We start from the raw sequence: 22,635 nt of genomic DNA, 5'->3' as shown, positions 1-22,635 counted from the left end.
TAGTCAACTGAAATCGCATCGAAATTCGCACCTCTCGCGCGCGAGCATAAATATACTCAAGGTCAAATTGTTGGGTCCGCGTACACGCATAAAGATATTGCGCTTGATGTGATGAATTATGATTGTTATGAATTATAACAAATAAGAAAATGAAAACTGGAGGTTTCGTCTCATGCCTATGATTGCTGAACCCGGACTCCGTCCGGTTCGCATGGGAGATACGCGTGTCTCGATGTCCAAAAAGGACAACGGCACGATCTATATCCGATCAACGGAAACGCCGGATGACTATCCGCGCGCCATCACCGACAAGCTTGACCATTGGGCGAAACAAACACCCGATCATCTGTTTCTGGCCGACCGTGACAAGACCGGCGGCTGGCAAAAACGAAGCTTCCTTGAAACCCGAAACGAGGTCCGCAGTCTTGCGCAATACCTCATCAAACAGGACCTGTCCGAAGATCGCCCGGTCCTGATCCTGTCGGGCAACAGTCTTGAACACGGGCTTCTTGCACTGGCGTCGATGTATGCCGGTATTCCCTATGCGCCGGTCTCACCGGCCTATTCGCTGGTGTCGTCCGATTTTGCCAAGCTGCGCCATATCTGTGATCTTTTGAACCCCGGTCTGATCTTTGTGGATGATGGTGCCAAATATGCCAAGGCACTGGCCGCCGTCATGCCAAAGGATGCCCGTCTGCTGGTTCTGGAAAACCCGTTATCGCAATATGATTGCGATGTTTTCAAAGATGTTCGTCAGACCACACCGACCGATGCGGTCGATGCCGCCAATGGCAAAATCACCGAGGACACAATTGCCAAATTCCTGTTCACGTCCGGCTCCACCGGGATGCCGAAGGCTGTGATCAATACCCAGCGGATGCTGTGCTTTAACCAGATGATGCTGCGTCACGCGCTGGCGTTTTTGCAGGATGAACCACCGGTGATGGTCGACTGGCTGCCATGGAACCACACCGCAGGCGGCAACCATAATTTCGGCATCGCGCTTTATAACGGCGGCAGTTTCTATATCGATCAGGGCAAACCGACCCCGGACGGTATTCATGAAACCGTGCGCAATCTTTGCGAAGTATCGCCCAACATCTATTTCAACGTTCCCAAGGGGTACGAGGCACTTGTCCATCATCTGCGCGAAAACAAAACACTCCGCGAGATGTTCTTTGCCAAGCTCAAACTGATGCAATATGCCGGTGCCGGTTTGTCGCAATATGTCTGGGACAATCTGGAAAAGATCGCCGAGGACACGGTTGGCGAAAAGATCGTCATCGTCACCGGTTATGGCTCCACCGAAACAGCCCCCTTTGCCTTTACCACCACCTGGGCGGTTGATCAGGCGGGCAGTGTCGGTCTTCCGGCCGTCGGGCTTGATATCAAACTGGTGCCCAATGCCGAAAAGCTCGAAGTCCGCCTTAAGGGACCGAGCATTACACCCGGCTATTGGAAGCAACCTGATAAAACCAGCGAGTCTTTTGATGATGAAGGCTATTACCTGATTGGTGATGCCCTGAAATTTGTGGATCCGGATAATATCGAACGGGGCTTCCTGTTTGATGGTCGGGTCTGCGAAGATTTCAAACTCTCGACCGGCACATGGGTGCATGTTGCGGCCATCCGCACCGCCATTGCCCAGACCTTTGCGCCTTATGTGCGGGATGCCGTGCTGACCGGTTTGAACGAAGGCTATGTCGGTGCGCTGATCTTTGCAGATTTCACCGCCTGCAAAAAACTGTGCCCGGACCTGCCCGCCAACGCGTCCGAGCGTGACATCGCAACCCATCCGGCCGTGCAGGCGCATTTTCAGAAATGCCTCAATGAGCTGGCGACCAAATCGACCGGCAGTTCGAACTTTGTCGCGCGCGCGATCCTGCTGGAAAGTTCGCCGGAACTTGATGCGCACGAAGTCACCGACAAGGGCTCGATCAATCAGCGCGCGGTTCTGACCAAACGCGCTGACAAGGTCGCCGAACTTTATACCGACCCGTCACCCGCCGGGGTCATGATTGCCAAAAAGGGATAAGCAGAATGACTGCGAACGCCAAAGGTCTTCGGACCGAATTTGAAGATGTCTGGCTGCTGGGCGGAAAACGCACACCGTTTGTCGATTATACCGGTGCCTTCGGGCTGGTCTCCCCGATTGATCTTGGCATCAAGGCGGCCCGCGCGGCAATCGAGGATGCCGGGGTGAGCACCGCTGATATCGATTTCACCGTCGCCGGTTCCATGGCCCAGGCATCCTATGATGCCTATATGACGCCGCGCCATATCGGGATTTACGCCGGTGTGCCGGTGGATCGCCCAGCACACCTTGTGCAGCGTATTTGTGGTACCGGGATCGAAGTCATCCTGCAGGCCGCCGATCATATTTCACTCGGTCGTGGGGATCTTGCCCTTTGTGTCGGCACTGAATCCATGAGCCGCAACCCGATTGCCGCCTACACCCATCGCAGTGGTTTTCGCATGGGGCAGGTCGAATTCAAGGACTTCCTGTGGGAAGCGCTTCTGGATCCGGCGGTCAGTTGCACCATGGGCGACACGGCGGAAAACCTTGCCAAGAAATACAACATCACCCGTGAAGAAGTGGATCGCTTTGCCGAACGCAGTTTTGCCCGTGCCGTCGCTGCGCACGAAAACGGCTTCTTGGCCGGTGAAATTGCGACCGTGACCAACGAAACCTTTGAATTTGCCGACGGCAATCCACGGTCCATCCGCCTGCCGCGCAAGATCGATCAGGTCGACCGCGACAGCCACATCCGGCCATCGCCCTATGACATTCTGGCCAAACTGCGCCCGGCCTTTGGCGGGGTGCAGACGGGCGGCAATTCATCAGCCGTAGTGGATGGCGCCGCCGGCGTTGTTCTGGGCAGTTCCGATTATGCCCGCAAACACGGCCTGACACCGCGTGCCCGCATCATCGCAGGCGCCGCTGTCGGTGTGCCGCCGGAAATCATGGGCATTGGCCCGGTCCCGGCCATCAAGGCCGTTCTTGATCAAACCGGTATGACCCTTGATCAGATTGACCGGATCGAAATCAACGAAGCCTTTGGTGCGCAGATCCTGGCCTGCATCCGCGAACTTGGTCTTGATGAAGACAAGGTCAACGTTAATGGCGGCGCGATTGCCATTGGTCATCCGCTGGGCGCAACCGGGGTTCGGATCACCAATACACTGGCGCGCGAACTGGTCAAATCCGGTCAGCGTTATGGCATCGCATCGGCCTGCATTGGTGGCGGACAGGGCATTGCTGTTCTGATCGAAAACACGAAATTGGCATAGGAACGATCCAGGGTGCGATCAGCTGCGCCGGGTCGCGACAAACGGAGACGTTATTTTTGACCGGGACATTGGTTTTGGGCCCGGTTTGGCGATCAGCCCAACCCTTGGGGCAAAGGCTTCCAAGGGTGGTCTGATCAAATCGAGTTACCGACAGACAAGGCAACAAAAACAAAATTGCCGGTGTCGGTTTTCTCAGGGAGGAAACAATGAAACGACTTAAACTTGGTTCAGTGATTGCCTTGGCGTCAGTTGCCGCCATGTCTGTCATTTCTGGTGCGTCTGCCCAGGAAGTGAATTTCCGTCTGGCCCACTGGCTGCCGCCAACCCATCCGGTTCAAACCATGGGGCTTGAAGAATGGACAAACTCCATCCGCGAGGCATCCGGCGGCAAAATCGACTTCACGATTTTCCCGGCCCAACAGCTGGGCTCCGCACCTGATCACTATGATATGACCCGCGATGGCATTGCCGATATCGGCTATATCAATCCGGGTTATCAAGCCGGGCGTTTCCCGATCTATGGCCTGACCGAGGTGCCGTTCAATGTGAAGGATGCGGTCAATGGGTCGGTCGCCCTTCACAAGTGGTATGCGAACTACGCCGAACAGGAAATGCCGGAAGTCAAACTCTGTCTGGTCAACCCGCATGACCCCGGCACCATCCATTCAAAAATGCCGGTCCGCGTGCCAGAAGACATAAACGGCCATGCGGTACGTCCGGCCCATGCGACCATGGCACGTTTTGTAAACCTGCTGGGTGGGGCCAGTGTTCAGGTCCCAGCCCCCGAGGCCCGCGAAGCCATCGCCAAGGGCACGGCAGATGCGATCACCTTCCCGTGGAACTCGATCTATATCTTCGGGATTGATCAGGAAACCAAATATCACCTTGATATGCCGTTCTATGTCTCCTCGCAGATCCTTGTGATCAATCGCGGTGTCTATGACGGATTGTCAGCCGAAAACCGCAAGGTGATGGATGATCACTGCACGCCGGAATGGTCAGGTCGTTTTTCCAAGGGCTGGGCCGAGAACGAGGCATCTGGTCGCTACAAGATGATGGCATCGGGCGATCATGAACTGTATCAGCCGACCGCCGATGAACTGCAACAATGGCGCGATGCCGCCGAACCGCTTGTTGCCCAATGGCGCGAAAGCGTTACGGCCAAGGGCGGTGACGCCGATGCCATTTACAAGGCCTTCATTGACGCGCTCGAAGCCGAGAACGCCAAGTATTGATGACACTCCCTGTATCGGCGGCATCGCATGTCGGTGCTGCCGATACCTCTGAAAGTGCATAAATCATGCGGGTCCTTCATCGCTCCCTGACATATCTCGAAGCCTTTTCGCGCAAGGTGGAAATGGTCTCGGCCATTTTGCTTGCGGTGATCACGTTGCTGGTTCTGGCATCCGCAATTGGTCGTTACCTGTTTGCATGGCCGATCCCGGATGCATTTGATTTTTCGCGCCTGTTTCTGGGGGTGGTCATCATGTGGGGCTTTGCCTGTGTGGGCTATCGTGGATCGCACATCAAGGTCGATCTGTTTGCCCTGATGCTGCCCGCGCGTGTTCGTCGATGGACGGATTTCTTTGCCTGGATGGTCTTGCTGGGTTTCACCGGCTTGCTGTGCTGGAAGATGCTGGCGCGTGTCACCAGCGCCTATAACAGCGGCGAGACGACATTTGATCTGCAAGTACCCGTCTGGCCGGTCATGGGGCTGATCTGGCTTGGCGTTGCGGTCAGCATGCTGACCATTCTGGCGCGTGCCTTGATGATCGCGCTGACCAATGCCGGTCTGGATGATTTTGAACCCGCCGAGTCAGAGCCGCATATTGCCTCCGACCCGAAAAAACAAAAGCAAACTGGTGGTTCGGGGGGAACTGATGACTGAAGCCGATTTTGTCGCACTGGGCGGGTTTGTTGCGCTGTTTGCCCTGATGCTGCTTCGGGTTCCGATTGGCATTGCCATGGGGATTGTTGGGGTCGGTGGATTTGCCGCAATTGTTGGTCCGACGCCTGCACTCAACCTTCTGGCGCAATCGCCGATCCGCACCATCACCGACTTTAACCTTAGCCTCATTCCGTTCTTTATTCTGATGGGTGTTCTTGCCACCAATTCCGGCATGTCGCGCGAACTGTTTCGCGCGGGGCAGGCGTGGCTGGGATCATTTCGGGGCGGCATGGCACTTTCGACCATTGCATCCTGTGCCGGGTTTGCCGCTATATCGGGTTCATCGGTCGCAACGGCGGCAACCATGACCAAGGTCGCTTTGCCGGAAATGCAGCGCAGTGGTTATCGCGATCATGTCGCGACCGGCGTGATTGCCGCTGGCGGAACGCTTGGCATTCTGATCCCGCCGTCGGTTGTTCTGGCGGTGTATGGCTTTATCACCGAACAGGATGTCGGCAAGCTTTTCATTGCCGGTATCATTCCGGGCCTTCTGGCGATTGTGATGTATATGCTGGCCTTTCGGGTGACCTATGCCCGTGGGTTGCCAGCGGGCGAACCGTTTGATTTGCGCAACGCCATTCGATCCTTGCGTGATGTCTGGGCGGTCCTGGCCCTGTTCATCGCGATTATCGGCAGTATCTATCTGGGTGTTGTTACGGCAACAGAGGCCGCGGCGGTTGGTTCTGTCCTGACCGCCCTGATCGGGGTGATCCGCGGTCGGCTTGGCTGGCGCAGCATTCTTGATAGCCTGGTCGAGGCCCTGCGCACCTCGGTTGCGATCTATACCATTCTGATCGGTGCGATCCTGTTTGGCTATTTTCTGGCCATCACCCAGACCCCGCAAAAGATCACAGCGTGGCTGGTCGGGCTTGATATCGGGGCCTATCCGACGCTTGCGCTGATCCTTGTGTTTTTCCTGTTGCTGGGCTGCATCCTTGATGCCATGGCGATGATCATTCTTCTGGTGCCCATCGTGTTTCCCGTGGTTACCCAGTTGGGGTTCGATCCGATCTGGTTTGGCATCATCGTTGTCATGACGGTCGAGCTTGGCCTGATCACACCGCCTGTCGGGATGAATGTGTTTGTCATCAACTCAATTGCCCGCGAAGTGCCCCTGCAAAAGGTGTTTCAGGGTGTCATCCCGTTTGTCGCGGTCGACATTATTCGCCTGATCCTGCTGGTGTTGGTGCCATCCATCGTTCTTTTCCTGCCGACGACCATGAACTAAAGAGGCCGATATGAAGCTTGAACTTGAACATTTTTGCGATCTGACGGTCGAGCTGGAAGCCCCGATGGAGCTGGGCAACTCAATGCGCGGCACACGCCGGATCATTCCGATCATTGGCGGTCATGTCGAAGGCAAATCGTTGAATGGTCGCGTTCTGGCATTGGGCGCTGACTGGCAAACCGTTTTTGAAAACGGTGTGGCCGAACTTGATACCCGATATTGTATCGAAACCCATGACGGGGCACTGATTGACATCCGTAATTTCGGCTTTCGGCATGGTCCGAAGGATGTTCTGGACGCGCTTGCACGCGGCGAACATGTCGACCCATCGAAATATTACATGCGCACCCAGCCCCGCTTTGAAACCGGCGATGAACGCTATAGCTGGCTTAATCACCGGATCTTTGTCGGATCCGGGCAGCGCGAAAAAAGCACGGTCTATGTGTCGGTCTATGAAGTCCTTTGACAGCCGCTTTGGCCATGACGCAAATAAAAACGCCCCCAGAAATCGGGGGCGTTTTTTCATTTTCAGTTCTTTGCCTAGAACACCACGCTTGGCAGCCAGTTGGCCAGTGACGGCCACAGCCAGATCACGAAAATACCAAACAGCTGAAGCGCGATAAACGGCACCACACCCTGATAAATCTGGCCGGTGGTGATTTCCGGCGGGGCGGCACTGCGCAGGTAAAACAGCGAGAAGCCAAATGGTGGCGTTAAGAACGATGTCTGCAGGTTGATCGCAATCAGGATCGCCAGCCACACCGGATCGTGGCCCATCATGATCAGGCCCGGCGCAATCAGCGGCAGCAGGATCACCGTGATTTCCACGAAATCAAGGAAGAAGCCCAGCACAAAGATCAACGCCATGCAGAAGATCAGCGCCCCTGTCGGACCACCCGGCATCGATTCAAGAATTTCCTCGACATGGTCTTCACCGCCCAGCCCGATAAACACCAGCGAGAACATGCTGGCTGTCAGAATGGTGGCAAAGATCATCGAGCTGACCGTCATGGTCGACGTCAGGGCCGATTTCAGAATGTCGGCTTTCCATGCCTGACGCAGGCAGGCGAGGATCGCGATAATCCCGACAACAGCCAGCGCCACATAACCAGCACCCAATGCATAATCAATACCGGTCAGGTCACTGCGCTGGAAACGCACCGGCGCGACACCGGCCATGATCGCCAGGATCAAAAGGGCCACAGTCCCGGTCAGAACCAGATTGCGGTTCGCCCCCTGACGGACGCCCGCCATCAGGATCGCGCCAATCGCACCCACCGATGCCGCCTCGGTCGGGGTGGCGACCCCGCCCAGAATGGCACCCAGCACGGCAATGATCAGAAGCACAGGCGGCAGAACCGCCCCCACCACTTCGCCCGCGCTGGGGCGGCCATCATCACTTTGAACCGGCGGCATATCGGCCGGACGTATCAGCCCGCGCAGCAGGATATAGATGATATAAATCGCAACCAGCGTCAGACCCGGGATCAGCGCACCGGCAAAAATCTGCCCGACCGAAATGGTTTCGATGGTGAACTTGCCCTGTTCATATTGCGCCTGCTGATAGGCCGACGACATCACGTCCGACAGAATGATCAAAAGCGTCGAGGGCGGGATAATCTGGCCCAATGTGCCTGCGGTGCAAACAAGGCCCGATGCCATTTTCGGGTTATAGCCAGTGCGCAACATGGTCGGAAGCGCGATCATGCCCATGGCAATCACGGTGGCCCCGACAATCCCGGTTGAGGCCGCAAGCAACGCCCCCACCAGCACCACCGAAATACCCAAACCGCCGCGCAACTGTCCAAACAGTCGGCCCATGGTATGGAGCAAATCTTCGGCAATGCGGGATCGTTCAAGGACGACACCCATAACGACAAACAGCGGAATGGCGATCAGGACATCATTGGTCAGCGTGCCAAACACGCGCTGCCCGAACGCCCCCATCAGGCCGATATTCATCGTGTCGGTGACCCAGCCGAGATAGCCAAAAATCACCGCCGTTCCGGCGATTGAGAACGACACCGGAAAGCCCAAAAGGATGCAGCCCATCAGGGCGGCAAACATCAAAAGATCAAGATATTCCATCACTTCGCACCGCCTTGATCTTCAACATTGCCGCGCAGCAAAACCACCTGCCTGAGCAAGCAGGCGACGGACTGGATAATCAACAGAATGCAAAAGGCCGGGATCAGGGATTTCAAAAACCACACGGCCGGAATGCCCCCTACCGAAATTGCCCCTTCCATCATCGAGATCGAATTGATCACTGATGGCCAGGTCCAATACAGCAGGGCTGCCATCGACGGGATTGCCAGAACCACATAGCCAAACGCATCGATCCGCGCCTTGGTCTTGTCGGTGGCTGCGGCATAAAAAATGTCCACCCGGACATGGCCATCAACCAACAGCGTATAGCCCGCCCCCAACATGAACAAAGCGGCATGCAGATACAGAACGCTTTCATTCAGCGCGATTGAACTGAACCCAAAAACATAGCGCAGCAAGACCACGGTAAACTGCAACAGAACCATCAAAAGTGCGAACCAGCGCACAGTCATCCCGGTCCAGTGGTTTATCTGGTCAAGTGCATCAGCAAGGCGTTGCATGACATCTCCCCGTGAAAGGCACGCCTGAAAGAAAAACCGACGCTGGACGTGCCAGCGTCGGTTTCAGTGTTTATCAGAAGCCAAGCGCTTTGGCGCGTGCATTCATCTGACCGTTATCGGCATAGGTCATGTAACCACCGATCAGGTCACGATAGGCAACAAAGCTTTCGGTGACTTTTTTGGTCAGTGCATCGTCGCTTTCGCGAAGCTCCGCAATCACCTCGGCACCGGCTTTGGCCATGGCTTCAACAACTTCGTCCGGAAGCTTGCGAACCTGAACACCCTGTTCTGCAACAAGCTGTTTCAGGGCCATGGCATGCTTGGTCTCGTACTCGGTCCAGACTTCGTTATAAAGGCTGTCTGCCGCGAACTTGACGACGGCTTTCAGATCATCAGGAAGATCGGCATAAGCCTTGGCGTTCACCGCACATTCCTCGGCCGAGGACGGCTCGCCAACACCCGGCCAGTAGTAGTTCTTGGCAACCTGATAGAAGCCAAGCGCACTGTCGCTCCACGGGCCGATGAACTCACCGGCATCAAGCGCACCAGACTGAAGTGCCTGGAACATGTCACGACCGCCCATGGCCTGAACCGCCATGCCAAGCTTCGAGCACATCTCCGATGCCAGACCGGTGGTGCGGAACTTAAGCCCCTTGAGGTCATCGACCGAGTTGATTTCGTTACGGAACCAACCTGCCCACTGCGGGCCGGAGTTACCGCACAGGAACGGCTTCAGACCAAACTGACCATAGATTTCGTCATACAGTTCCTGACCGCCACCATAGTTCAGCCAGCCAACCTGTTCATCGGCACGCAGGCCAAACGGCTGCGACCCGAACAGAAGGATGCCTTTAGATTTCGAACCCCAGTATGCCGGAACCGCGTGATAGATCTCGGCGGTGCCTTCGGCAACGGCATCAAACACACCATTGCCCGGAACCAGTTCGCCCGCGGCATGAAGTTTGACTTCAAGACGACCACCCGAAAGTGTGGTGATACGGTCTGCCAGTTTCTGCGCAGCCACACCCGGCCCAGGCAGGTTTTTCGGCCATGCGGTGACCATGTTCCACTGGCGCTTGTCCTGTGCGATGGCAGGGGTTGCGAATGTTGCAGCGGCCGCTGCACCTGCGCCGGCAACACCGGCGGTCAGAAATTCACGTCTTTTCATGTTAAGAAGCCTCCTTGATTGTACCCTGATTGGGCGATGCAGGGGCAGTCGTCACTGCCCCCACGTGTGAGTTTTAATTACTTGCCGAGAATCCCGGGCAGGTTCAGCCCGTGTTCCCGGGCGCAATCCAGTGCGATGTCATATCCTGCATCCGCATGACGCATCACACCGGTTGCCGGATCGTTCCAAAGGACGCGTTCGACCCTGCGTGCGGCATCTTCTGTGCCGTCACAACAAATCACCATGCCGGAATGCTGCGAGAAGCCCATTCCAACACCGCCGCCATGATGCAGCGATACCCAGGTCGCCCCGGACGCCGTATTGAGCAGCGCATTAAGCAACGGCCAGTCACTGACCGCATCCGAGCCATCTTTCATGGCTTCGGTTTCGCGGTTCGGGCTTGCGACCGAACCACTGTCAAGATGGTCACGCCCGATGACGACCGGGGCTTTCAGTTCACCATTCTTGACCATTTCGTTGAACGCCATACCCAGGCGATGGCGCTGTCCCAGACCGACCCAGCAAATACGTGCCGGCAGGCCCTGGAACGAAATGCGCTCGCGCGCCATGTCCAGCCAGTTATGCAGGTGCGGATCATCGGGGATCAGTTCCTTGACCTTCTGGTCGGTCTTGTAGATGTCCTCGGGGTCACCCGAAAGGGCCGCCCAGCGGAACGGACCGATGCCCTTGCAGAACAGCGGGCGGATATAGGCCGGAACAAACCCCGGGAAGGCGAATGCGTTTTCGAACCCTTCTTCAAGCGCCATCTGACGGATGTTGTTGCCGTAATCGACCGTCGGGACGCCCGCCTCGTGGAAGGCAACCATGGCCTCGACCTGAACGCGCATCGATGCACGTGCGGCCTTGGAAACAGCCTTGGGATCAGATTCCTGTTTTTCGCGCCATTCGGCAACGGTCCAACCCTGCGGAAGGTATCCATGCACCGGATCATGTGCTGATGTCTGATCAGTCACGATATCCGGGCGAACGCCGCGCTTGACCAGTTCCGGGAAGACATCGGCCGCATTGCCGATCAGGGCAACGGACTTGGCTTCGCCTGCCTTGGTCCAACGCTCGATCATTTCAAGCGCTTCATCAAGCGAATGGGTTTTCTCGTCGACATAACGGGTCCGCAGGCGGAAGTCCGCACGGGTTTCATCGCACTCGACCGCCAAACAGCACGCACCGGCCATCACAGCGGCCAACGGCTGTGCGCCACCCATGCCGCCAAGGCCACCGGTCAGGATCCACTTGCCGGTAAGGTTGCCGTCATAATGCTGGCGACCTGCCTCGACAAAGGTTTCATAGGTGCCCTGAACGATGCCCTGTGACCCGATATAGATCCACGAACCCGCCGTCATCTGGCCATACATCGCCAGACCTTTTTTATCGAGTTCGTTGAAATGGTCCCAGTTGGCCCAATGCGGCACAAGATTGGAGTTCGCGATCAGAACGCGCGGCGCATCCTTGTGGGTGCGGAACACACCAACCGGCTTGCCCGACTGCACCAGAAGGGTCTGGTCATCTTCAAGTTCCTTCAGGCTGGCAACGATCTGATCGAAATCCTTCCAGGTACGCGCAGCCCGGCCAATGCCGCCATAAACAACCAGCTCATGCGGGTTTTCGGCAACATCGGGATGCAGGTTGTTCATCAACATGCGCATTGGCGCTTCGGTCAGCCAGCTTTTGGCTGTGATTTCGCTTCCGGTATCGGGATAGATATCACGCTGGTTGTGACGCGGATTGTTGGTCATGACTTGCCTCTTAGTGCTGGGGCCAAATCGGCCAGTGTCTTCAGGATTTCTGTAAGATGCGTGCGCAATTTTGCTGCACGGCTTTCGTCATAGGACCAAGGGGCTTCCTCGGCCGTCAGATAGGTGGATTGCGCCAGTTCCATCTGGATGGCGTGTTGATTGATCTCCGGGCGGCCATAATGGCGGGTGGTCCAGCCACCCTTGAAACGACCGTTCAGAACCGCACTGTATCCTTGGGCCTGCGAACAGATTTCTGATGTCAGCGTCTCGATCATCGGATCGCATGTCGCGCCCAGATTGGTACCGATATTGAAATCGCGCAGGGTCCCGTCAAACAGGAACGGAATGTTTGAGCGGATCGAATGGCAATCATAAAGGATCGCCACACCGTGTTTGGCGCGCACGCGCTCAAGCTCGGCGGCCAGTGCCTGATGATAGGGCGCGTGGAAGGTTGCCGCCCGATAGGCAATATCATCCTCGGTCGGTGCAACGTCCCAGATATCTTCGCCGTCAAAATCGGTCAGCGGCACAAGGGTGGTGGTGTTCTGACCGGGATAAAGGCTGACCCCTTCGGGATCGCGGTTGGCATCAATCACATAACGATGAAACGTCGCGCGCACCGTCGTCACACCATCGAGCAACCCGTCATAAAGGGTATGGATATGCCAGTCGGTATCAGCCAGTTCACGGCCACGATCATTCAGTTTCTCGGCAATGTCATCGGGCACATAAGTGCCCGTATGGGGAAGTCCCAGAACAATCGGGCCATCACCGCGTTTGATTTCAACCGGATCGGTCATGGTTATGCTGCCTCCCCGACGACAAAGCCCGAAAGCTTGGCGGCATTTACAAGTGTACCGCCAGTGACAAGTTCGGCGGCCTTCGCCAGATCCGGCGCCATGTAACGGTCTTCCTTGACGGTCGGGATGTCGGCACGAACGGATTTCAAAACATTGAGCAGCCCCGGGCTGGTCTTAAGCGGGGCACGGAATTCAACACCCTGTGCCGCACAGATCAGCTCGACCCCAAGAATGTAGGAAAGGTTGGCATTCATCCGCGCTAGTCGCCGCGCGCCGTGGGCCGCCATCGAAACATGGTCTTCCTGATTGGCACTGGTCGGCGTGCTGTCGGTCGAACACGGGTTGGCCAGATGTTTGTTTTCACTCATGAGTGCGGCAGTGGTGACCTCGGCAATCATCAGACCGGAATTCAGGCCCGGCTCCGGCGTCAGGAACGGCGGCAAATCGTGCGACAGGGTCGGATCGACCATCAATGCAACACGGCGTTGGGCAATCGCCCCGATCTCGGCAACCGCAAGGGCGATCTGATCTGCGGCAAACGCCACCGGCTCGGCGTGGAAGTTCCCGCCCGAAACAATGCGGCCGTCTTCTTTCAGAACCAGCGGGTTATCGGTCACGGCATTGGCTTCGATCTCAAGCGTCTGACCGGCAAAGCGTAGCAAATCCATCGCCGCCCCGGTGACTTGCGGTTGGCAACGGATGCAATAGGGGTCCTGAACGCGGGTATCGCCTTCGCGGTGGCTTTCGCGGATTTCCGATCCGGTCATCAGATCGCGCATTGCACGTGCGACATTGATCTGGCCCGGATGCCCGCGAAGCGTATGGATTTCATCGACCAGCGGGGCGGTCGAACCCATGATCGCATCGGTCGAAAGCGACGATGTCACAATCGAACTCGCAGCATTGCGCCAGGCCGAAAACAGCCCGACCAGTGCGCAAGCAGTTGAAAACTGGGTGCCGTTAATCAGCGCCAAGCCCTCTTTCGGGCCCAGCACCACCGGTGTCAGGCCGGCCTTGGCAAGTGCCTCGCCACCCGGCAGGGTCGTACCGTCATAGATGGCTTCGCCCGCACCGATCATGACGGCTGCCATGTGCGCCAGCGGGGCCAGATCGCCCGATGCGCCAACCGATCCTTGCGACGGGACGACGGGGGTAACACCCTTGGCCAGCATGCCCTCGATCAGTTCGATCAGATCCCAACGCACACCTGATGCGCCGCGCCCGAGTGAGAGCAACTTCAAGGCCATCATCAAACGGGTGGTCGCGATATCAAGCGGCTCACCCACGCCGCAGCAATGGCTGAGGATCAGGTTGCGTTGCAGGGTTTCGGTATCTTCCGGGGCAATCTTGACCGAGGCCAGTTTGCCAAAGCCGGTATTCACGCCATACACCGCATCGCTGCCGTCGGCAGCCTTGCGCACCATTGCGTGCGCCGCTTCAACACCGTCGCGGGCTGCGGGGTCGAGTTTGACTGCGACCTGATCACGCCAGATGCGTTCAAGCTCTGCCAGTTTGACCGAAGCGGGGATAAGGGTGACAGTCATAATCTATCCTTAAGGTCACATGTTGATGCGGTGGCGCAGTTATCTTTGGGCTCAGGCGGCGGTGCTTTCACCGCCAACAATGCGTTCGAACAGCGGGTTGAACCCGATGCGGTATGCAAGCTCGGCCGGGTGTTTGGCATTCCAGATGGCAAGATCAGCCCGCAGGCCTACTTTGATCCGCCCGGTATCCGACAGGCCAAGGGCGCGCGCCGCATGGGCGGTCGCGCCAACAAGTGCCTCTTCCGGCGTCAGGCGGAACAGCGTGCAGGACATGTTCATGGTCAAAAGGATTGATGCCAGCGGTGATGAACCGGGATTGCAGTCGGTCGCAATCGCCATCTGCACGCCGTGCTTGCGGAATGCGTCAATGGGCGGTAACTGGGTTTCATGCAGGGTATAAAACGCACCGGGCAGAAGTACCGCGACGGAGCCAGCCTTGGCCATCGCCATCGCGTCTTCCTCGGTGGCGTATTCAATATGATCGACGGAAATTGCCCCATATTCGGCGGCCAGTTTGGTGCCGCCGATGTTTGATAGCTGCTCTGCATGAAGCTTGACCGGAATGCCAAGCTCGCGGGCAACGTCAAACACGCGTTTGATCTGATCGGCATTGAACGCAATGCCTTCGCAGAACCCATCAACGGCGTCGATCAAACCTTCGGTGTGGGCGGCCTTCAGGGTCGGGATACAGACCTCATCAATATAGCCATCCGGGTTGTCTTTATATTCAACCGGCACCGCATGGGCGCCAAGGAAGGTGGTCTTGATCCGCACATTACGATGATCGCTAATCATACGGGCTGCGCGCAGCATATTAAGCTCGGTCTCGCGATCAAGGCCATAGCCCGACTTGACCTCGATCACCGACACACCCTCTGCCAGCAGCGCATCCACGCGCGGCAGGGCGGATGTCAGAAGATCCTCAATTGATGCTTCGCGGGTCGCCTTCACGGTCGAAACAATGCCGCCGCCAGCCCGCGCGACTTCTTCATAACTTGCACCCTTCAGGCGCATTTCAAACTCAACCGCACGGTCGCCGCCATGGACAACATGGGTGTGGCAATCAATCAGGGCCGGGGTGATCAGGCGACCTTCAAGGTCCCGCGCTGGACCGTCAAGATATTCGGCCGGGATGGCGTCATCTGCACCGACCCAATCGATCAGGCCGTCCTTGATGGCAATCGCGCCGCACTCGATCAGGCCATAACTGTCCTGATCCTCAATCGTGACGATTTTTGCGTTTCGAAGCAGCATCGCGAAGCATCACCCCTTGATAAGTTTGTTATTAAAGATAATATGTACGTACATAATATTTCTGTCAAGACGGGTAGAAGCAATGAAGGTTCTTTGGGCAAATCAGGCACTTACGACATCAGGCTGGCAGCGCAATGTCCGGATCGAGATTGACGAGAATGGCAGAATTGCTGCGATTCAGGCCGATTCCGAAGCCGCGTCAGATGTCACAAGCAAAACCGATATCCTTCTTCCGGCGATTTCAAACCTGCATAGCCACGCGTTTCAGCGCTCCATGGCCGGCCTGACCGAAAGGCGCGGCCCTGATCCGCGCGACACCTTCTGGACCTGGCGGCAATTGATGTTCCGCTTCCTTGATCAGCTGACGCCAGATCATGTCGAGGCCATCGCAGCCTTCGTTCAGATGGAAATGCTGGAAGCCGGGTATGCCAACAATACAGAGTTCCATTACCTACATCACCGCCCCGGCGGACATTTGTATGACAATATCGCCGAGATGGCCGAACGTATTGCCGCCGCGACCGAAATCACCGGCATCGGCCTGACGCTTCTGCCCGTGCATTATCAATATGGTGGCTGTGACAAGCGCCCGCTCGGTCCCGGTCAAATCCGGTTTGGTAACGATCCCGACCAGTTCACCAAATTGTATGAGGAATCTGTTCGCGCCATCAAAAACCTGCCCGCGGATACGGTGATGGGTGTCGCGCCACATTCCTTGCGTGCGGTGGGCCGTGAAGATCTGCTTGCGACCAGTCTTCTTTCCAAGGACGGACCGATCCACATGCATCTGGCCGAACAACTGGCCGAGGTGGATGAAGTTCGTGAAAGCTGGGGCAAGCGCCCGACCGAATGGCTGCTTGAAAATGCCGATGTGAATGCGAACTGGTGTTTGATCCACTGTACACAGATGGAAGAACACGAAACGCTTGAGCTGGCCAAAACCGGTGCTGTGGCGGGTCTGTGCCCAATCACCGAAAGCAGTCTGGGCGATGGTATCTTTGATGGCGTTCGTTATCTCAATGCCGGTGGCGTAATTGGTGTGGGATCGGATTCCAATATCCGTATTTCGCTGTCGGAAGAATTGCGGACCCTGGAATACAGCCAGCGCCTGCGCGATAATTCCCGCGCGGCTTTGGCAACCGAACAAAAATCGACTGCACGTCGCATTTATGACGCAGCGGCCAAGGGCGGCGCACAGGCCGCCGGGCGCGATGCAGGCCGGATCGAAGTTGGTGCACTGGCCGATTTGATGGCGCTGGATGGTTCGGCGGTTGACCTGATCGGCCGGACAGGCGATACGATCCTCGATACATATATCTTTGCCGGAGATGATCGCATGGTGCGTGATGTCTGGTCGGCCGGTCGCCATGTCGTGACCGAGGGCCGCCACATCGCCCATGACGCGATCACCAACCGGTATCGCAAGGTGATGGAACAACTCAAGGAAGCAGTGTGAACAGCCTGGAACAGCAAAGCTGGCAATCCGTCCATGACGAGGTTTTGCGCCGCATTCATACCCGTGAGTGGAAGCCCGGCGACCTGATCCCCAAGGAAGTCGAACTTGCCGAGCAACTTGGCTGTGCGCGTGCCACGGTGAACCGTGCACTGCGTGAACTGGCATCCGAAGGGTTCCTCGATCGCAGGCGTAAGGCGGGTACGCGGGTCGCGGCCCACCCGGTGCGGCGCGCCAAGCTTGATATTCCGGTCATCCGGCTTGAGATTGAAGGGCGCGGGCAGAAATATGCCTATGGCCTTTTATTTAGCGAACGGCGCACACCGCCGCCGGAAATCTGCGCCAATCTGGGTGTCACGGCCGATAGCGATATGCTGCATATCACGTCGCTCCATCTGGCCGATGGCAAGCCGTTCATGTTCGAAGATCGCTGGGTGTCGATTGCCGCAACGCCGACGATCCTTGATGCCGATCTTGAAAAAATCAGCGCCAATGAATGGCTGGTGTTGCATGCGCCCTATACCCGCGGCGATATCTATTTTTCCGCGGTCAATGCCAGCGCGGCAGAGTCCAAGGTACTGCGCACCGATCCCGGCACATCGCTTTTCTTAATGGAACGTACCACCTGGGAAAATCAGACCGGCATCACATCGGCCAGACTTCTGTTCGCGCCGGGCTATCGCAAGCATTCTGCGATCTGATTTTCAATCCAAAAAGGGCGAGCCGGGTTGTCGTGAAACACGTCCGGCTAGCCCTTTTATGCAGATTAAAGGCAAAATGCTTTAGGACAGGTACTTGTTGAACCAGTCAATGGTGCGTTGCCATGCCAGTTCGGCTGCGTCCTTGTCATAACGTGGCGTGGAATCGTTATGGAAGCCATGGTTGGCGCCCGGATAGATATAGGCCTCATAGACCTTGTCATTGGCCTTTAATGCCTCTTCGTAGGCAGGCCACCCGGCATTAATACGCTCATCAAGTTCACCGTATTGCAACAGGATTGGTGCCTGAATACGGGGGACATCCTCGACCGCGGGCTGACGGCCATAGAACGGAACGGCGGCCCCCAATTCCGGATAGGCAACCGCGGCGGCATTGGCGACACCGCCACCATAGCAGAAACCAGTGATGCCTGTTTTTTCCGTGGTGGCCTCGTGGGCGGTGAGGAATTCGATAGCGGCAAAAAAGTCGTTCATCAGCTTGGTTGGGTCGACTGTGCGTTGCAATTCGCGGCCCTTGTCGTCATTGCCGGGGTAGCCTCCAACCGATGTCAATCCATCCGGGGCAAGTGCGACAAAGCCTGCCTTGGCCACACGCCGCGCGACATCTTCGATATAGGGGTTCAGACCCCGGTTCTCATGCACGACCACAACACCGGGTACCTTGCTGGTCACATTGGCCGGTTTGACCAGATAGCCACGCACTTCACCGTGACCGTTGGGCGACGGGTACATGATGTATTCAGCAACAATATCGGGATCGGTAAAGTCGACCTGATGAGCCATGGCATAGTTTGGGCTCATGGCATTAAGGATCGCAAGGGCGGTCATTCCACCAACCGCATATCGGCCCGCACGATCAAGAAACTCACGGCGATCAATCATGCCGTGGGCATAGAAATCATAAAGTTCGAGAAGCTCCGGAGAAAAATCCTTGGCAGTCAAACGTTCCATCATGCGATCCTTGTGAAATTACACATCAGATTTTGGGGCTTGCTGGTGACGAATATCTGATTATCCGGATTGAACTGTCAGCCTGAATCAGGGGGGCTGAATGTCGCGCTGCATCCTGATTTCCATCTGATTTCCATTTTCGACGAAGTTGGAGAATTCGCAAATCACAAACGTGCTACCTGCGAGATTGGCGTTACCAGGATCACATATGTCGCCGTCTTTCCAAGTCATCTCTCGGGCGTCTGGCGGTGGCTGGTTTTGCCATGTCATCGAGCCCCTTTGAACTTGGAAAATTGTTAAATGCGCTTCTTAAGGCGCGATAACCCGCATCGGTTTGCCGCTGTGCCAGGCCAAAATGGCCTCGACCGTCTGGCCGTAAAACACGTTCCAAGTGTTGCGGGTGACATAGCCAAGATGCGGGCTTAGCAACAGGCCATCACAATGACGCAGGGGATGTGATACGGGCAGTGGTTCCTTGTCGTAAACATCCAGTGCAGCACCGGCAATCTCGCCGTTGTTGAGCGCGTCAATCAGGGCAGTATCATCAACGATCGGGCCGCGTGATGTGTTGATCAGATAGGCGGTTGGCTTCATTTGTTTGAGCTCATTCGTGCCGATCAGGCCATGGGTGCGATCAGACAGGCGTTGATGGATGGTGACGAAATCCGACGTGCGCAGCAAATCTTCCTTGGTTGCCATATGGGGCACGCCAAGTTCGTCGCAGCGTTCCTGCGTCAGGTTGGCACTCCAGGCGCAGACATGCATGTCAAAGACCTGCGCCATTTTCGCGACCTTTGCGCCCAACCGCCCAAGCCCGATAATCCCCAAGGTCGAACCTGCAAGGTCCTGACCGATCCCGACTTGCCATCCGCCGGCGCGCATCGATGCGTTTTCCGCCATGAGATTGCGGGCAAGTGCCAGCATCAGGGCAAAGGTCAGTTCCGGCGTTGCCGTGGATGGGGATTCTGTGCCGCAAACCGTAATGCCCAGTTCACTTGCGCTTGCGACATCAATGGCGTCATTGCGCTTGCCGGTGGTCACGATCAGCCGAAGGTTCGGAAGCGCACGCAAAATGTCACCTGTAAGAGCTGTGCGTTCACGCATGACACACAGGACGTCAAACGGCTCAAGGCGGCTGATCAGGTCGCCTGTATTGCAAACATGATCGTTAAATACGGTGATCTCGCCGTGATTTTGGACGTCTGTCCAATCGGCCGACTGCAGGGCGATGTTTTGATAGTCATCAAGAATGGCAATACGCATCTGGGCTGTGTTTCCAATGGGGCAGGGCTGGGGTTCTGTCGCGTCAGTCTGCGATATGAAGGGCAAGAAATTCGGCTGTGCGGGCATGCGCAACTTCGGCCGCCGCTTCGACATAGGCGGATGGACGTGCTTCGTTGGCAAAGGCATGCCCGGCTTCATACATATGCACTTCCATGCCGGGCAGGGCTGCCTTGGCGTCTTCGATCATCTCAATCGGGACGTGACCATCAGACAGGCCGAAATGTGCCAGAAATGGCCTGTGCAGCGGCTTATCGAGATATTGGTCGATACGCGTGCCATAAAATGAAACACCTGCCGCGATATCAAGACATTGGGCGCTGCGCAGGGCCAATCCACCGCCCCAGCAAAACCCGATCACGCCAACCTTGCCGCCCTTGGCAGACAGGGCGCGGGCGGCAGCATCAATGTCGGTCAGGGTGTTTGACAACTCGGACGCCATCATCAGCGCACGCGCCCGATCAAAGTCGTTAAAGTCCACAACCGCACCACGCTCCACCCGGTCAAACAGGGCAGGGATGGCGACCTCATAGCCAAGGGCGGCATATTTGCGCGCAACTCCCTTGAGCTGCTCGGTGACGCCAAAGATTTCCTGCAGGATTACAATCGCGCCGCGTCTTGTACCAACGGGTGGTTCAAACCAACAATCAAGCTTGTGCCCGTCAGCTGCGGTAATGGTCTCCATCATGTCCTGTCGTTTCCTTTCTCGGCGCAATGGTCTTTTCGGTGATGATATCGAATTACCGGGCGAGAACAATCATCATGGTCACAGCGGATAATGTATCCTCAATTGGCTTGCCCTTTGGGATCATGATGTGACATCACTAAGGTATGAGGAATAAATCGTTCTTTTTGCAGGACTTGGCTTGTGCAGGACGCAAAAAGAACCCGCGTGACGATATCAGGAGAGAGAATTCATGAAGCTTTTGCGCTATGGCCCGGTCGGGGCGGAGAAACCGGGGCTTTGTGATGCGGATGGCGTCATCCGCGATCTTTCCAGCGTGATTGATGATCTTGATCCAACCACGATTTCCGATGAAACCTTTGCCCGTATTGCAGCACTTGATCCGGAAAGCCTGCCGGTCGTGTCGGGTGATCCGCGTATTGGCGCCTGTGTCGGGCGGCCGGGCAAATTTATCTGCATCGGTTTGAACTATTCTGACCATGCGCAAGAAGCCGGTATGGAACTGCCGCCAGAACCGATCATTTTCCTTAAGGCAACTTCGGCCGTTTGTGGCCCGAATGACACGATCGAAATTCCACGCGGCTCGACCAAAACCGATTGGGAAGTCGAACTGGGCGTGGTGATTGGCAAGCACACCAAATATGTCGACGAGGCCGATGCGCTTGATCATGTCGCAGGTTACTGCCTGATCAATGATGTTTCCGAGCGCGCGTTTCAGCTCGAACATTCCGGCCAGTGGGTGAAGGGCAAAAGTGCCGATACCTTCGGCCCGATTGGTCCGTGGCTTGTCACCCGTGATCAGGTTGCCGATCCACAAAACCTTTCCATGTGGCTCGATGTGAATGGCAAGCGTTATCAGGACGGTAGCACCAAAACCATGGCCTATGGCGTCGCGTTCGTCGTCAGCTATCTGTCGCGTTTCATGAGCCTGCAACCCGGTGATATCATCTCGACCGGCACCCCGCCGGGTGTGGGTATGGGGCAAAACCCGCCGGTGTACCTCAAACCCGGCGACGTGATGGAACTGGGAATCGACGGTTTGGGCGCGCAGCGTCAGGAAGTCGTTCAGGGCTAGGCAACGCTGCCATGCAAATATCGGGATGCAGCAATCCAGATCACGTCACAGCAATGTGATCTTGGCTGCACGCCGTTGTTAAATAACGATTTCTCGCGATGATCTGCGTGATCTGGCGGATCGTCACGCCAATATTTCAGAAATTTTTGCCGACAGACTTGCGCTTTGCCCGATTCAGGACATTTTTGTCAGGACAAAGTGCATTGACGTTCTTCTGTGATGTGCGATAAATGACTAGTAGTCATTATTGTTCAGTGCTTAAGCAATGTGAAATGCGTGTCCAAGGGGTATGGGGATACCGTGCGCATAAAGCGCCCTTACAGGATTGGTGATGCACATGTCTAATCTGGCGATCAAAGTGAACGAGTCTTGGCCGGTTTCGGTCAATCCGATGGATGTTTCAGTTGATGAGGCTGGCCCTGTGTCTCGGACTTCAAAGGCACAGGATGGTGTCGGTAGCTTTGCGTTTGCAGATATCTATTTGCGCGGCGCGCCTTGCTTTCTCAAGGGGATGATGCTGCAAGCCCGTGGCGAAGACGTCAAGGGCACCCTGCGCAAACCCGATGCTGGTGTACTGGCATTTGAAAATGGTGCGTGCGAACTGACGGCGACGCCGCTGTTTCTGACAGTTGCGATGTCGGCGACCGATGAACACAGCCTTGCGGACATGCAGGCTTATTTCGAAAACAAGCTTCGGACCCTCTCGCCGCAGACCAAGATCGAAATTGACTGGCGAAATAAATGACCATTTGTCACTTTTTAGTGATCAAAAAGCCCGTTCAGGATTGAGCGGGCTTTTGTTTTGTTTGCCTGGTCGCAACGGGAATGTGATCGCGATCCGCTTTGCGCATTCAGGCCCTTGCCGTTGATTGTAA

At 56.3% G+C, this 22,635-nt stretch carries 20 protein-coding genes; 10 read left to right on the top strand and 10 right to left on the bottom strand.

What is annotated here, in order from left to right; all coding sequences use genetic code 11:
* Window positions 1-172: 172 nt before the first annotated feature.
* From AUQ41_RS14770 to AUQ41_RS14745, 6 genes are all read left to right on the top strand, one after another.
* Window positions 173-2,035: a feruloyl-CoA synthase gene (locus tag AUQ41_RS14770; protein WP_232308407.1), complete on the top strand. Its 1,863-nt coding sequence runs from the start codon at window positions 173-175 to the stop codon at window positions 2,033-2,035.
* Between the two features lie 5 nt (window positions 2,036-2,040).
* Complete coding sequence (locus tag AUQ41_RS14765; protein ID WP_063089095.1) at window positions 2,041-3,291, top strand: thiolase family protein; 1,251 nt, start codon at window positions 2,041-2,043, stop codon at window positions 3,289-3,291.
* A gap of 206 nt (window positions 3,292-3,497) precedes the next feature.
* Window positions 3,498-4,526, top strand: a complete 1,029-nt coding sequence (locus tag AUQ41_RS14760) for a TRAP transporter substrate-binding protein (protein WP_063089094.1) — start codon at window positions 3,498-3,500, stop codon at window positions 4,524-4,526.
* Window positions 4,527-4,591: 65 nt separating this feature from the next.
* Window positions 4,592-5,179 carry a TRAP transporter small permease gene (locus tag AUQ41_RS14755; RefSeq protein WP_063089093.1) on the top strand — a complete coding sequence of 196 codons (588 nt, stop codon included), beginning with the start codon at window positions 4,592-4,594 and terminating at the stop codon, window positions 5,177-5,179.
* Complete coding sequence (locus tag AUQ41_RS14750; RefSeq protein ID WP_063089092.1) at window positions 5,172-6,467, top strand: TRAP transporter large permease; 1,296 nt, start codon at window positions 5,172-5,174, stop codon at window positions 6,465-6,467. Before AUQ41_RS14755 ends, AUQ41_RS14750 begins: the two co-directional genes overlap by 8 nt.
* A gap of 10 nt (window positions 6,468-6,477) precedes the next feature.
* Window positions 6,478-6,933, top strand: a complete 456-nt coding sequence (locus AUQ41_RS14745; protein WP_063089091.1) for a DUF3237 domain-containing protein — start codon at window positions 6,478-6,480, stop codon at window positions 6,931-6,933.
* A gap of 74 nt (window positions 6,934-7,007) precedes the next feature.
* On the opposite strand, the gene AUQ41_RS14740 is transcribed toward AUQ41_RS14745, so the two are convergent.
* The 7 genes from AUQ41_RS14740 to hutI all read right to left on the bottom strand — a co-directional run bounded on the left by AUQ41_RS14740 (window position 7,008) and on the right by hutI (window position 15,596).
* Window positions 7,008-8,555 carry a TRAP transporter large permease subunit gene (locus tag AUQ41_RS14740; protein ID WP_063089090.1) on the bottom strand — a complete coding sequence of 516 codons (1,548 nt, stop codon included), beginning with the start codon at window positions 8,553-8,555 and terminating at the stop codon, window positions 7,008-7,010.
* A complete protein-coding gene (locus tag AUQ41_RS14735) occupies window positions 8,555-9,076 on the bottom strand; it encodes a TRAP transporter small permease subunit (RefSeq protein ID WP_008889950.1) in 522 nt (173 codons plus the stop codon). Before AUQ41_RS14735 ends, AUQ41_RS14740 begins: the two co-directional genes overlap by 1 nt.
* A 73-nt stretch (window positions 9,077-9,149) precedes the next feature.
* Window positions 9,150-10,244, bottom strand: coding sequence for a TRAP transporter substrate-binding protein (locus tag AUQ41_RS14730; protein WP_063089089.1), 1,095 nt, complete (start codon window positions 10,242-10,244; stop codon window positions 9,150-9,152).
* Between the two features lie 77 nt (window positions 10,245-10,321).
* The gene (gene hutU, locus AUQ41_RS14725; RefSeq protein ID WP_063089088.1) at window positions 10,322-11,998 is read right to left on the bottom strand and encodes a urocanate hydratase; all 1,677 of its coding nucleotides are present in this window, start codon (window positions 11,996-11,998) and stop codon (window positions 10,322-10,324) included.
* Entirely contained in the window at window positions 11,995-12,798 is an 804-nt protein-coding gene (hutG, locus tag AUQ41_RS14720; RefSeq protein WP_063089087.1) for an N-formylglutamate deformylase, read from the bottom strand. Before hutG ends, hutU begins: the two co-directional genes overlap by 4 nt.
* Before the next feature lie 2 nt (window positions 12,799-12,800).
* Window positions 12,801-14,342, bottom strand: a complete 1,542-nt coding sequence (hutH, locus tag AUQ41_RS14715; protein ID WP_063089086.1) for a histidine ammonia-lyase — start codon at window positions 14,340-14,342, stop codon at window positions 12,801-12,803.
* A 51-nt stretch (window positions 14,343-14,393) separates the two neighbouring features.
* Window positions 14,394-15,596, bottom strand: coding sequence for an imidazolonepropionase (hutI, locus tag AUQ41_RS14710; protein WP_063089085.1), 1,203 nt, complete (start codon window positions 15,594-15,596; stop codon window positions 14,394-14,396).
* An 82-nt stretch (window positions 15,597-15,678) separates the two neighbouring features.
* Here hutI and AUQ41_RS14705 point away from each other — a divergent pair, with 82 nt between their 5' ends.
* Window positions 15,679-17,052 carry a formimidoylglutamate deiminase gene (locus AUQ41_RS14705; protein ID WP_063089084.1) on the top strand — a complete coding sequence of 458 codons (1,374 nt, stop codon included), beginning with the start codon at window positions 15,679-15,681 and terminating at the stop codon, window positions 17,050-17,052.
* The gene (locus AUQ41_RS14700; RefSeq protein ID WP_063089083.1) at window positions 17,049-17,750 is read left to right on the top strand and encodes a GntR family transcriptional regulator; all 702 of its coding nucleotides are present in this window, start codon (window positions 17,049-17,051) and stop codon (window positions 17,748-17,750) included. Before AUQ41_RS14705 ends, AUQ41_RS14700 begins: the two co-directional genes overlap by 4 nt.
* Before the next feature lie 81 nt (window positions 17,751-17,831).
* Here the strand turns inward: AUQ41_RS14700 and yghX are convergent, their stop codons facing one another.
* The 3 genes from yghX to AUQ41_RS14680 all read right to left on the bottom strand — a co-directional run bounded on the left by yghX (window position 17,832) and on the right by AUQ41_RS14680 (window position 20,688).
* The gene (gene yghX, locus AUQ41_RS14695; protein ID WP_063089082.1) at window positions 17,832-18,719 is read right to left on the bottom strand and encodes a YghX family hydrolase; all 888 of its coding nucleotides are present in this window, start codon (window positions 18,717-18,719) and stop codon (window positions 17,832-17,834) included.
* Window positions 18,720-19,028: 309 nt separating this feature from the next.
* Entirely contained in the window at window positions 19,029-19,982 is a 954-nt protein-coding gene (locus AUQ41_RS14685) for a D-2-hydroxyacid dehydrogenase family protein (RefSeq protein WP_063089080.1), read from the bottom strand.
* Between the two features lie 43 nt (window positions 19,983-20,025).
* Window positions 20,026-20,688 carry a dienelactone hydrolase family protein gene (locus AUQ41_RS14680; RefSeq protein ID WP_063089079.1) on the bottom strand — a complete coding sequence of 221 codons (663 nt, stop codon included), beginning with the start codon at window positions 20,686-20,688 and terminating at the stop codon, window positions 20,026-20,028.
* Between the two features lie 229 nt (window positions 20,689-20,917).
* On the opposite strand from AUQ41_RS14680, the gene AUQ41_RS14675 reads away from it, so the two are divergent.
* Both AUQ41_RS14675 and AUQ41_RS14670 read left to right on the top strand, forming a co-directional pair.
* Window positions 20,918-21,760, top strand: coding sequence for a fumarylacetoacetate hydrolase family protein (locus AUQ41_RS14675; protein ID WP_008889967.1), 843 nt, complete (start codon window positions 20,918-20,920; stop codon window positions 21,758-21,760).
* A gap of 337 nt (window positions 21,761-22,097) precedes the next feature.
* Window positions 22,098-22,505, top strand: coding sequence for a DUF2218 domain-containing protein (locus AUQ41_RS14670; RefSeq protein WP_008889968.1), 408 nt, complete (start codon window positions 22,098-22,100; stop codon window positions 22,503-22,505).
* Window positions 22,506-22,635 lie beyond the last annotated feature (130 nt).

It is taken from the genome of Thalassospira sp. MCCC 1A02898, assembly GCF_001618185.1.
Classification (GTDB): Bacteria; Pseudomonadota; Alphaproteobacteria; order Rhodospirillales; family Thalassospiraceae; genus Thalassospira; species Thalassospira tepidiphila.
The sequence above is the reverse complement of the archived record's forward strand: the minus strand, read 5'-3'. Positions and strand labels throughout refer to the sequence as shown.

Excerpts from the sequence above, each read along its gene's own strand:
- AUQ41_RS14770 (WP_232308407.1), top strand. The coding sequence starts at position 173 with ATGCCTATGATTGCTGAACCCGGACTCCGTCCGGTTCGCATGGGAGAT.
- AUQ41_RS14765 (WP_063089095.1), top strand. The coding sequence starts at position 2,041 with ATGACTGCGAACGCCAAAGGTCTTCGGACCGAATTTGAAGATGTCTGG.
- AUQ41_RS14760 (WP_063089094.1), top strand. The coding sequence starts at position 3,498 with ATGAAACGACTTAAACTTGGTTCAGTGATTGCCTTGGCGTCAGTTGCC.
- AUQ41_RS14755 (WP_063089093.1), top strand. The coding sequence starts at position 4,592 with ATGCGGGTCCTTCATCGCTCCCTGACATATCTCGAAGCCTTTTCGCGC.
- AUQ41_RS14750 (WP_063089092.1), top strand. The coding sequence starts at position 5,172 with ATGACTGAAGCCGATTTTGTCGCACTGGGCGGGTTTGTTGCGCTGTTT.
- AUQ41_RS14745 (WP_063089091.1), top strand. The coding sequence starts at position 6,478 with ATGAAGCTTGAACTTGAACATTTTTGCGATCTGACGGTCGAGCTGGAA.
- AUQ41_RS14740 (WP_063089090.1), bottom strand. The coding sequence starts at position 8,555 with ATGGAATATCTTGATCTTTTGATGTTTGCCGCCCTGATGGGCTGCATC.
- AUQ41_RS14735 (WP_008889950.1), bottom strand. The coding sequence starts at position 9,076 with ATGCAACGCCTTGCTGATGCACTTGACCAGATAAACCACTGGACCGGG.
- AUQ41_RS14730 (WP_063089089.1), bottom strand. The coding sequence starts at position 10,244 with ATGAAAAGACGTGAATTTCTGACCGCCGGTGTTGCCGGCGCAGGTGCA.
- hutU (WP_063089088.1), bottom strand. The coding sequence starts at position 11,998 with ATGACCAACAATCCGCGTCACAACCAGCGTGATATCTATCCCGATACC.
- hutG (WP_063089087.1), bottom strand. The coding sequence starts at position 12,798 with ATGACCGATCCGGTTGAAATCAAACGCGGTGATGGCCCGATTGTTCTG.
- hutH (WP_063089086.1), bottom strand. The coding sequence starts at position 14,342 with ATGACTGTCACCCTTATCCCCGCTTCGGTCAAACTGGCAGAGCTTGAA.
- hutI (WP_063089085.1), bottom strand. The coding sequence starts at position 15,596 with ATGCTGCTTCGAAACGCAAAAATCGTCACGATTGAGGATCAGGACAGT.
- AUQ41_RS14705 (WP_063089084.1), top strand. The coding sequence starts at position 15,679 with ATGAAGGTTCTTTGGGCAAATCAGGCACTTACGACATCAGGCTGGCAG.
- yghX (WP_063089082.1), bottom strand. The coding sequence starts at position 18,719 with ATGGAACGTTTGACTGCCAAGGATTTTTCTCCGGAGCTTCTCGAACTT.
- AUQ41_RS14685 (WP_063089080.1), bottom strand. The coding sequence starts at position 19,982 with ATGCGTATTGCCATTCTTGATGACTATCAAAACATCGCCCTGCAGTCG.
- AUQ41_RS14680 (WP_063089079.1), bottom strand. The coding sequence starts at position 20,688 with ATGATGGAGACCATTACCGCAGCTGACGGGCACAAGCTTGATTGTTGG.
- AUQ41_RS14675 (WP_008889967.1), top strand. The coding sequence starts at position 20,918 with ATGAAGCTTTTGCGCTATGGCCCGGTCGGGGCGGAGAAACCGGGGCTT.
- AUQ41_RS14670 (WP_008889968.1), top strand. The coding sequence starts at position 22,098 with ATGTCTAATCTGGCGATCAAAGTGAACGAGTCTTGGCCGGTTTCGGTC.